Annotated in this window: 8 protein-coding genes and 2 pseudogenes; 5 read left to right on the top strand and 5 right to left on the bottom strand. The window is 45.0% G+C overall.

Going from position 1 to position 9,159, the window contains the following annotated elements; translation table 11 throughout:
- Window positions 1-116: 116 nt before the first annotated feature.
- Window positions 117-401: a LytTR family transcriptional regulator DNA-binding domain-containing protein gene (locus L7E55_RS17060; RefSeq protein WP_277445565.1), complete on the bottom strand. Its 285-nt coding sequence runs from the start codon at window positions 399-401 to the stop codon at window positions 117-119.
- 47 nt (window positions 402-448) lie between these two features.
- Here L7E55_RS17060 and L7E55_RS17065 point away from each other — a divergent pair.
- The 3 genes and pseudogenes from L7E55_RS17065 to L7E55_RS17075 all read left to right on the top strand — a co-directional run.
- Window positions 449-1,267 (top strand): annotated as a pseudogene (locus L7E55_RS17065) (THUMP domain-containing class I SAM-dependent RNA methyltransferase); the annotation flags it as partial.
- Between the two features lie 21 nt (window positions 1,268-1,288).
- Window positions 1,289-2,212 (top strand): radical SAM protein, encoded by a 924-nt coding sequence (locus tag L7E55_RS17070; protein ID WP_277445567.1) that lies wholly within the window; start codon window positions 1,289-1,291, stop codon window positions 2,210-2,212.
- A gap of 157 nt (window positions 2,213-2,369) precedes the next feature.
- On the top strand, window positions 2,370-3,197 hold the full coding sequence (locus L7E55_RS17075; protein WP_277445568.1) for a nitroreductase family protein: 828 nt from the start codon (window positions 2,370-2,372) through the stop codon (window positions 3,195-3,197).
- A gap of 397 nt (window positions 3,198-3,594) precedes the next feature.
- On the opposite strand, the pseudogene L7E55_RS17080 reads toward L7E55_RS17075, so the two are convergent.
- The 3 genes and pseudogenes from L7E55_RS17080 to L7E55_RS17090 all read right to left on the bottom strand — a co-directional run.
- A pseudogene (locus L7E55_RS17080) lies at window positions 3,595-4,011 on the bottom strand (HD domain-containing protein); the annotation flags it as partial.
- Between the two features lie 123 nt (window positions 4,012-4,134).
- Window positions 4,135-4,431: a CopG family antitoxin gene (locus tag L7E55_RS17085; protein WP_277445569.1), complete on the bottom strand. Its 297-nt coding sequence runs from the start codon at window positions 4,429-4,431 to the stop codon at window positions 4,135-4,137.
- 1,143 nt (window positions 4,432-5,574) lie between these two features.
- Window positions 5,575-5,952 (bottom strand): hypothetical protein, encoded by a 378-nt coding sequence (locus tag L7E55_RS17090; RefSeq protein WP_277445570.1) that lies wholly within the window; start codon window positions 5,950-5,952, stop codon window positions 5,575-5,577.
- A 294-nt stretch (window positions 5,953-6,246) separates the two neighbouring features.
- Between L7E55_RS17090 and L7E55_RS17095 the strand changes: the two genes are divergently transcribed.
- Window positions 6,247-6,936 carry an IS4 family transposase gene (locus L7E55_RS17095; protein WP_277445571.1) on the top strand — a complete coding sequence of 230 codons (690 nt, stop codon included), beginning with the start codon at window positions 6,247-6,249 and terminating at the stop codon, window positions 6,934-6,936.
- Window positions 6,914-7,615 (top strand): transposase, encoded by a 702-nt coding sequence (locus L7E55_RS17100; protein WP_277445572.1) that lies wholly within the window; start codon window positions 6,914-6,916, stop codon window positions 7,613-7,615. Before L7E55_RS17095 ends, L7E55_RS17100 begins: the two co-directional genes overlap by 23 nt.
- A 325-nt stretch (window positions 7,616-7,940) precedes the next feature.
- Here the strand turns inward: L7E55_RS17100 and L7E55_RS17105 are convergent, their stop codons facing one another.
- Window positions 7,941-8,651, bottom strand: coding sequence for a hypothetical protein (locus L7E55_RS17105; RefSeq protein WP_277445573.1), 711 nt, complete (start codon window positions 8,649-8,651; stop codon window positions 7,941-7,943).
- Window positions 8,652-9,159: the final 508 nt, after the last annotated feature.

Consider the following 9,159-nt stretch of genomic DNA (forward strand, 5'->3'; position numbering starts at 1 on the left):
ACAAATATTTCAAATAGCTGGCTGTCTCTTGTCTTCGCCTGAATACGTTCTTGTATTGCTTTTTCCATGGGTTTGTCCTCCTCTGCTTTGGTTTCCTCCCGTTTGCTATTTATAGCTTACAGGAGTTCCTCGGGTTTGTCTAACCCCGTTTTGGGAGGACAAATGTCCTTATTTTCTAAATCCGAAAGATTTTCGTGTGTTTTAAGCACGCCTTCATTATGATAAATGATAGTTTTGTGCGCCTCTCTGGTGACGAAAATAATATCATTCAAATTCAGGTAGACGTATTCATTATTGTCTTTGAATATTCGAGCTTTTACAACCTGATGGTTAGGTTCAGTTAAACCTGAAACTTGCTTTCCGGTTATTTTTCCGTCAACTAACGACTTGATTCTTTCCATCGTCTGCCGGAGCCTGTTCAATTTGAAAGGCTTGACGAGGTAATCAAAAGCGTATACGTCAAAGGCTTCGCTTTTGTGAGTCAGGGAACCGTCCCTTGACTCATCCTATCGAGGTTGCCCTCTTGAAAGACGTGGCCACCTTGACGATTGACACCAGCGGCGCGGGCCTGCACAAGCGCGGCTACCGTAAATTGACAGGAGCGGCCCCGCTCAAGGAGACTCTGGCCGCCGCCATGATCAGCTTAAGCCGCTGGAAACCTGAGCGCGTGCTGATTGACCCCATGTGCGGCTCGGGCACGATCCCCATAGAGGCGGCGCTAATCGGCCTGAACCGGGCGCCGGGCTTGAAGCGGGAGTTTGACGCTGAAAAATGGCCGGTCGTGCCTGCCCGGTTATGGCGGGAAGCGCGTCAGGAAGCGGAAGATGTGCTCCACCGCCGGCGGCAATTAATTATCCGGGGAACAGACATCGACAAAGATGTCTTAAGTCTGGCCAGGTATCATGCCCGCCTCGCGGGAGTGGAAGACCAGATCCACTGGCAGCAGTCCCCGGTGGCCGAATTGAGAGCACGGCAGAAATACGGGTACATTATCTGCAACCCTCCTTACGGGCAGCGTTTGGAAGACCTGCCGGCCGTCAGCCGCCTCTACCGGGAAATGGGACAGGTTTTCAAAGCCTTGGACACCTGGTCATTCTATGTATTGACCGCTCACCACGAATTCGAGAAGCTATTCGGCAGGTGGGCCGACAAAAAACGCAAGCTGTACAACGGGCGGATCCAGTGCGACTACTACCAGTTTTTCGGCCCCCGGCCACCGCGCCGCGATTCCACAACTACACACGATCCAGCTGTGGGACCGGATTAGCAGAAAGGGGAATTATCAGATATGAGCGAAACAGCCATGGCGGCATTACGCCGGTGCGAACTTTGCCCGCGCCGTTGCGCGGCGGACCGGCTGCGCGGCGAAACCGGCTTTTGCGGCGCGGGTGCTGCCGCGACAGTCGCCCTAGCCGCGCAGCACCACGGGGAAGAACCGTGCATCAGCGGCAGCCGCGGCTCAGGCACAGTCTTTTTTTCCCGCTGCAACCTGCGCTGTGTCTACTGCCAGAACCACGAGATCAGTTGGGGGGATACCGGAAAAGACCTGTCGGCAACCGAATTGGCTGAAGTATTTTTGCAGCGCCAAACCGCCGGGGCGCACAATCTGAACCTGGTCTCCCCCACCCCGTACATACCGGTTATTGCCGCCGCCCTGCGCCAGGCGAAAAACCAGGGTCTGAAAATACCCGTCGTGTATAACTCCAACGCCTACGAAAACGTGGCGGCACTGCGACTGCTGGATGGGCTGGTGGACATCTACCTGCCCGACCTGAAATACTTCACGGAGGAAGCAGCCTCCCGCTACAGCGGGGTAAAAAACTACTTCGCAGTCGCCGCAGCCGTCGTTTTGGAGATGCACCGTCAGGTGGGAAACCTGACTTTCAGCGAAGAAGGCTTAGCTGTTCGAGGGCTGTTGATCCGACACTTGGTCCTGCCCGGCCAGCGCGACGCCGCCTGCCGTATTCTGGAATGGATACACTCCAATTTGCCTAACGAAACTTTTGTCAGTATCATGAGCCAATACGTGCCGCTCTGGCAAGCCCGCCGGCATCCGGAAATCAACCGCCGTCTTTCTCCGGTAGAGTATCAAGCCGTACTGGACTACTTTGATAAAACCGGTCTACTGAACGGCTACATGCAAGACTTGGCGGCGGCAACAGAGGAATATGTCCCCATGTTCGACCTCAGCGGCCTTAATGCCGAACCTTGAGTAAAGATGAAGAAAACGTCCGTATGACTAAACTGCTCTGTAAAAGTCAAACGATGAATAAACAAAAGTAGACGGATTATTGATAATTTCATAGAAGGAAATGCCAACCCCAAAAACGAAGTCCCTATGATGAACGTAATAAGAGGAGGCGAAACCTTTGAATAATCTATTTGAAATAGATCCGAATAAATGTAGACATGATGGAATTTGCGTAGCTGAATGCCCTTTGCAATTAATAACAACGGACGGAAAAGACGAACTTCCCACCCCGGCAGACAAAACCGAAATAGAATGCGTTAGCTGCGGGCATTGCGTTACGGTTTGCCCGCACGGAGCATTTACCCTAAAAACAATGAAGCCGGAGGAATGCGCCCCGCTTGACCGGAAACTCCTGCCCACCGCGGAGCAAGCCAAGCTCTTCCTTACCGCCCGCAGATCCATTCGCACTTACAAAAAGCAGCCTGTGGACCGGGCAACTTTGTCCGATTTGATTGACACCGCCCGGTACGCTCCAACCGCGGTAAACACGCAACCAGTAAACTGGCTGGTTATTGAAGACGCCGGCGAAGTCAACCGCTTAGCCGGGCTGGTGATCGACTGGATGCGTCATGTAATTGTAGAAAATCCTGAAATGGCGATAATTATGAACATGAAACGGCTCGTAGCCGACTGGGACAACGGGGAAGACAGAATCTGCCGCGGCGCGCCGCATGTCATCGTCGCCCATGCCCCGGCAGCGCTCGCCAGCGCCCAATCGTCCTGCACCATTGCCTTGACTTACCTGGAACTGGCCGCCTTTTCAAAGGGCTTGGGCGCGTGTTGGGCAGGTTATTTCAATAGAGCGGCAGATCTTTATCCACCGATGACGGAAGCCCTCCAACTGCCGGAAGGCCACCATTGCTTCGGGGCAATGCTGGTCGGCTACCCGCAGTACCAATATCACCGCATTCCGTTGAGGAAAAAAGCCGCCATAACCTGGCGGTAAGGTTTGACATATAACTGATAGCACTAAGTATAGCCTCAACTTAACTATATGTAACACTTCAGCCGCTCACTCAAAAAATACCTCCCCCGAAAACATTAAACTTTGGGGGAGGCGCTATTTTTTCCGCTATACTTATGATACTTATGCATTGCAATTTACAAATATTAAATAAGTCTTATTAGTGTAATTCTATAGCTGCCGTTCTTTGAGCAAAAATGTGTTCTAACGTTTATTCTTTTCCGGTCACATCTTCTGTTCCACCACCGAAATACCAACCATGTGACTCAACGAAGCGAATAAAGCGATCCAAAAAATCATCATGTGTCATAAATGGTTGAATTTCTACGCAGCCATTAATACTGACAATACGTCTGTCTTCAATTCCATCACTCAGCGGCAACGATTCTGAGATTCTGTAAGCTGCTTCATTATACCTTTTCATTCTTTCTTCATCTTTGGCTGTAGGATTGCTGATTCTGGTCAAGTCCATGTTATCACATAAGTCTGCAAGTTTTACACGACAGGCAATTTTATTAATAAGTATTCTATCAATGAAATCGTCATAGCTTTCTTCATCGCGCTTCGTTAAGCAATCTAATACATCTATGATTTCATCCGCAAAACCTCGTTTTTTTATATCTTCTAGTGTTATGGGAGTATCCTCCACAATATCATGGAGGACAGCACATATTCTTTCCATTTCACTGTCACAAGAAAGCATGACTCTTAAAGGGTGCAAAATATAAGGGTTACCGTCCTTATCAACTTGCCCGGCATGAGCTTTGGTTGCTATATCAATTGCCATATTCAGCATATGTTAGCCCTCCTCTCAATTCATTATATCATATCAGTTACCCAATAAATGGTACACTTACTCTGAACGGCTTTTATATTCGAACACAGTAATATATCTAAAAGTTCAACATCTGTTGCTTACCTACATTTCTTCTTCTACCCTTTTACGGGATATCATCCCTGTGGCAACGGACCGGTGCAGCATCATTCGCATTAAAGCTGTATGCCCTATACCAAGCCTCGCAGCTCTTCGCCGGATAATTTTCAAGTCTTTCTCCGGAATTCTAATGGATACCTGAATCATCTTTTGCCTTTCGAATTTTAGGTCGGTATCCTCCCATGAAAGATTCTGGCTTGGCATGGTATCAAAAAAATTGGCCATATCATCAATGGTATTAAATTTAGGAACTTTATTCTTTGCTTTAGCGCCGGTTGGCATTATATAGCCTCCTTTCAGCAGCGTCCATTTCACGGGCGGTAACAGGGTAAACAGCCGCGCCCCTGCGGAATGAAGAAAAACGCCAAATATCTTCCTCCCTCTGTCCGCCCAAGTAAACGGTATATAAATTTATTTGAGTCACTGTACGAAACATGTACTTTCATTATCAGACGGTGGGGATCCTCGAAAGCAACCTGTTCAACCTCGTATGGCTATTTTGTGCCTTGCAATATGGTTTATTCGATCTTTTGTCCAACCTATCTGATAGACTTTCAAAACGGGCACCTTCTTTGTTAAATTGTATCACAATGTGATACAATTTAACAACATTATTTTTCTCCGTCAGTCTTTTCATTACTCCCAATAAAGCCCTACTGACCTTTCCGCCACTCAGTACCGGCAGGATACATTGTCGCCTACGGTGATTTTTCCTGAAAAGCGTACAAGACGTTAAAAAAAAGGAAACAGTACTTACTGAACCCTGTGACCTCTCTATTTTGTATCGTTGAACAGAGTTCACTTTGTTCGGAAGGTGTTCTTTTTTTCAACAACAACGTCTATTGACTGTGATTTTGGCAACCGTAATACGATAAACCCACGAATTCCTGAGCCAACGGGGACATCAGGTGCTGGATACGGTTCATTGTAATAGTGCCATAACCCTGGCCTTCTTGTTAATTACAGTTATATATCTCAAGGTATCAAATTTGTATTATAAAAGCTACTGTTTCCTCAGAAAAGTACAACTTCTTATTGTTTGGAGAATCCAGGAAACAGAAAGGTTTCCCTCAATAGCGACTGGAAAAAGGATCACTTCCCCAGGTGAATTCGAGAGGTTCAGCGCCTTCCGTGCCGGCTATTTCCATTTCCGCCCCGGTTAATAAATCCTTGCACCAAAGGCATCCCCTCCATTACCTCCTATACGGCGACGCCATTTAACATAAGCTAACGCTTTACAAGCATTCCTTTCTAGCTCTTGAGACATCCATACGAACCGGTACACGATCAAAAATTTTCTCTTCTGGATTCCGATCGCGAATTATTTCCATGATTCGATCACGATACTTTTCACATATAGTTACCTCACGTAGCCAGCCGCCCTTACCATTCCAGTACCCGGTACTCCCACGGATGCTTTTCTGTTCAATGAAAAGATTTTCTTTTTGTAAAAGTATATAAAAAAATTAAAATTGACCATATCATGTTACCATTAAAAGGTTGTTGATTAAATTTCATTGAAAGAAGAGTACTTACCCCCCCGAAATACAAAATATATAAAATCATAAACCAATAACCCCATTTTCTAAGGTTTACATATCCATAAATCATTATCAAAATAATAAATGATATTAACACCCTAAATAATCGCTCAGGAAAATAAGGCAGTCCAAATTGAGCTGCAATTCCAATTGAATTAACAATAGATGTATCAAATAATGATAAAAGTAACATTACGGCTCCCAACATATATAAATAGCCAATTAATAATACGCCTAGCGGTCTAACTTTTATAATAATCACCCACCTTAACTATTTCTATAGACTATTATATACAAATAAGAATAATTATTTTATCTCATCTACTGTAAAACTTTGTATTTCTGATAAATTTTTTCGGACACTATTATCACTCCATACATAAAAATCCCATTGGTGTTCGGTTAAGCCCCCAATATTCTAATATTAACCTAAAGCGGCACTTTACCCCTGGAAAATAGATGACGAATATTGTTGATATTGTTCTATGGAAAGAAGGAATGTTACCTTTCCTTTGTAGAATTCTCCTCCAAATAATGCCCACGAGGAGGTTCCACATTGGCTCCAATTCCCGGAAAAATTAATCCTTATGAGATCGAAAACGTTCTGAACAAAATGTTCTCCCCGGAGTGGCTGAGGGACACAGCGGCTAAAGTCGGATATGTCCAGCGTAACCGTAAGATCGACCCGGTCACCTTTTTCTGGGTCGTGGTGCTTGGTTTTGGAGTTGGAGTACAGCGTACCCTCGCCTCATTAAGAAGGGCCTACGAGACAGCATCGGCTGAAACACTCGTTCCATCCTCTTTTTATGACCGCTTCAATAAAGGGCTCATCGCCTTTCTTAAAGAGTGCTTGGCGCACGGCATAGCGGATTTAGCGAATCACGCCAGCCTTACGCTTTCAGATAAACTGAAGGGGTTCAAGGACCTGATGGTGGCAGACGGCACGATCATCAGGCTGCACGATAAATTAGCCGAACAGTTCCCTGGAGCAAGGGGCAAGGCTGAGCTCAAGATACATACCGCTATCGGGCTCACAGGCAACACAAAGAGCATCGCCATCTATTCCGGCAAGACCGCCGATATCAAGACCATGCGCATCGGTTCCTGGCTGAAGGACAACATCCTCCTGTTCGATCTCGGCTATTTTAAGCATGAGTTGTTCAGCAGGATCAGAGGCAATGGCGGCTACTTCGTAAGCAGGCTGAAGCAATCCCATAGTCTCGGTGCTGCGTGTCCACCAGGGTAATACGATCGACCTTGCCGGCAAAAAGCTTAAGGATATGCTCCCCCGGCTGAAGCGGGAAGTGATCGATATTGAGGTGGAGGTTTCCTTCAAAAGTAGAGCCTCTAAGGCCAAGAAAACAGAGAAAGACGGGACGTTCGAGGTCTATTATCCCAAGGGCGACATACCTAAGGTTAAAGAGACCTTCCGGTTGGTAGGGATACGCGACAAGGAAAGCAAGACGTATCATCTCTACCTTACCAACATCACGCCGGAACAGCTATCGGCAGAAGATGTGGCGCTCCTTTACAGGGCACGCTGGAGCATAGAACTGGTTTTCAAAGAACTGAAGCGCTTCTATCAACTGGATGTCATTTCCAGTGGCGCGCCTACCGTGATAGAATCTCTGGTGCTAGTGGCCATGCTGACCCTGGTCGTAAGCCACAGACTGCTTAACCAAATGCGTCTATGGGCTCCGGAAAAAAGCGCCCGCTTTACACCTCTGCGTTGGGCTGAGTCGTTTTATGCTATTGCGCCAGTTATGATGGGCCGTGTACTCAAGGCTGCTGGTATTGACGAGGCTCCTCTCTTGCTCATTGTTTACTTCATGGGTGAGGGCATCGATCCCAATGTTAACAGAGAACGCCTGTTGTCGCCTTGGGTAAAAGCAACCAATTCCCAGGGATTTGATACTATTGATTAAAATTTCTGGTAAACCGATCACGCATGATAAAAATCCAGATGCCTAAGCTAAGCAAATTTGACACAATGAAGCCACTGCTAACATTATTATAGGGACAGATTATCTATTTCAGCATTTTGTTAGTTGTGTTACATATTTTCCCTCTTGCTTTTATATACACGATCTTCCTTAAAAGAGTAATTATACAATAAAACCCAAGGAAAATAACCCTGAGTTTTATTGTATAATTAGTTTATTTGCTTTTTCTTTCCAATTGTCCCTTTCAACAAATCACAAAAAACCCCATAGTTTAGAGCTATACCCACACCGTCCTTTAATCAATCTTCTATGGAATATAACTAGAATTAAAATTAGTACTGCCGGATACTGACTGCGAACCTATTCTGATATAACCTACTCCAACAAACATATAATGCCCAACAGCATAGCAATATTCCATGTGTAAGTACGAACCACTCGTATAAGGATTTACTACTTGATTTGTCAGTGTAGTAACACTATCCAGTGAATAGAAATAAAGAGTACTAGCAGGAGTTCCCACTGTAATATTCGCTGGACCCGCAGCCGTCCAATACTTTGTTGAACCTTCATGATAATAATATCCTGTAGCATAATAATTCATAGTTAACGAAGAAGAGATATGCGCTTCATAGAAACAAGTTTGAGTACCACTGGACAAAGGTCTTATCAAACCATCAGGTTTTACCTGATTATCGGGTATTACTTTTACATTAGTAGGATTATCGTTATTCAAAACAACCTTCTTTGGCATCTTACTGAATTCTTTAAGGGCATTTTCGAGATCTCCAACTGTTACTTTAACATTTGGCATATTATCTTTTTTTATTATACTATTCGGATCTAATCCATAGCATCTAAGAATATCATTTACATTATCCTCCGTAATTACAGTATCCTTCGAAAACGTTTTTTGGTTAGACCCCTGCACCATAGTTTCAGCACTTGCCATAACCGGCAAGGCAAACATCAACACACTCAGAACAGCACACAAAACAACCAAATACTTCTTTTTCATTCCAATTTTCCCCCTTTAAAAAAGTTTTTTCATTCAACATTTACCTGTTTCCCTAACCCAATTATCAAAAACTCCGCCTTCTTATTTTATTAATTCCTATTACATAAAGGGATAAAGGATGATAGAATAATGTTAATGGTTTGTTCGGTTGCTTTTGGGAAATTAGCTAGCACGGCTGACCCTGAGCTACCTCACGACCACTTTTTATTAAAAGGTCCATTGGAATCACCCCCGCGCATAGATTTCGCCACCCATATTCTGGTGATAATAATTTAGCATTAATAAAAGAACTTGTCTATGGATTATGTCTATAAACAGCATTTTCATGTCTATCTTCGTAGTTACGCTGTCTGAAAATGCAAAGAACTTGAGAACAATTCAAATCGAGTAAGGTAATGCTGCAGTAATTTTCTGCAGCATTATCCTTCTCACAGAACCGGACGTACGGGCCTCGTATCCGGCTCCTGATAAACCTCAGTCACTTCTCCCAAAAGTGATGCAAAATGCC

Origin of the sequence: Pelotomaculum isophthalicicum JI (assembly GCF_029478095.1) — a bacterium.
In the GTDB taxonomy this organism is placed as follows: Bacteria; Bacillota; Desulfotomaculia; order Desulfotomaculales; family Pelotomaculaceae; genus Pelotomaculum_D; species Pelotomaculum_D isophthalicicum.

Excerpts from the sequence above, each read along its gene's own strand:
- L7E55_RS17060 (WP_277445565.1), bottom strand. The coding sequence starts at position 401 with ATGGAAAGAATCAAGTCGTTAGTTGACGGAAAAATAACCGGAAAGCAA.
- L7E55_RS17105 (WP_277445573.1), bottom strand. The coding sequence starts at position 8,651 with ATGAAAAAGAAGTATTTGGTTGTTTTGTGTGCTGTTCTGAGTGTGTTG.
- L7E55_RS17070 (WP_277445567.1), top strand. The coding sequence starts at position 1,289 with ATGAGCGAAACAGCCATGGCGGCATTACGCCGGTGCGAACTTTGCCCG.
- L7E55_RS17085 (WP_277445569.1), bottom strand. The coding sequence starts at position 4,431 with ATGCCAACCGGCGCTAAAGCAAAGAATAAAGTTCCTAAATTTAATACC.